General features: G+C 42.2%; 1 protein-coding gene. It reads right to left on the bottom strand.

Annotated features, from left to right (window positions below; genetic code table 11):
• Positions 1-148: 148 nt before the first annotated feature.
• On the bottom strand, positions 149-457 hold a 309-nt coding region (locus tag SB773_RS30060), incomplete at its 5' end, for a TOBE domain-containing protein (protein WP_410593846.1).

The raw sequence follows: 457 nt of genomic DNA, 5'->3' as shown, positions 1-457 counted from the left end.
ATTTCTATTGAATAGCATCCGTAAGAATACGGGATTAAGCGTCATCACTCATTATGAGAGGGACCATTTTCCTTTCATTCACGTTGATCAGTCCATGACTTAAGAAGTGATCGAATACTTGAACATTCGCATAACCTACCCTCCTAAGCTAGTCAATAAGCACCATCTGGTTTTTCGGAATTTCTAGGATGATTTCCTGACCCGTCCGGTAGGATTCCGTCATTTTCTTGTTCACAGTGAAATCCCCTATCACGGTTTCAATGACATATTGATAGCTTTTTCCCAGATACGTACTCACCTTGACTCGGCCAGTTAAACTATTTTCCAGAACCGCTCCAGCATTAGCTTTTTCCCTGATCATCAGATTGTCCGGCCTGATAGCACCTATTTTTCCAGATGAATTGGTCATCTGTGCATCCTTGTGCAGCACAAATGAGTAGCCTTGCTTGTTCAGTTC

The organism is Bacillus sp. SIMBA_074 (assembly GCF_046534555.1).
GTDB lineage: Bacteria > Bacillota > Bacilli > Bacillales > Bacillaceae_G > Bacillus_A > Bacillus_A mycoides.
The sequence above is the reverse complement of the archived record's forward strand: the minus strand, read 5'-3'. Positions and strand labels throughout refer to the sequence as shown.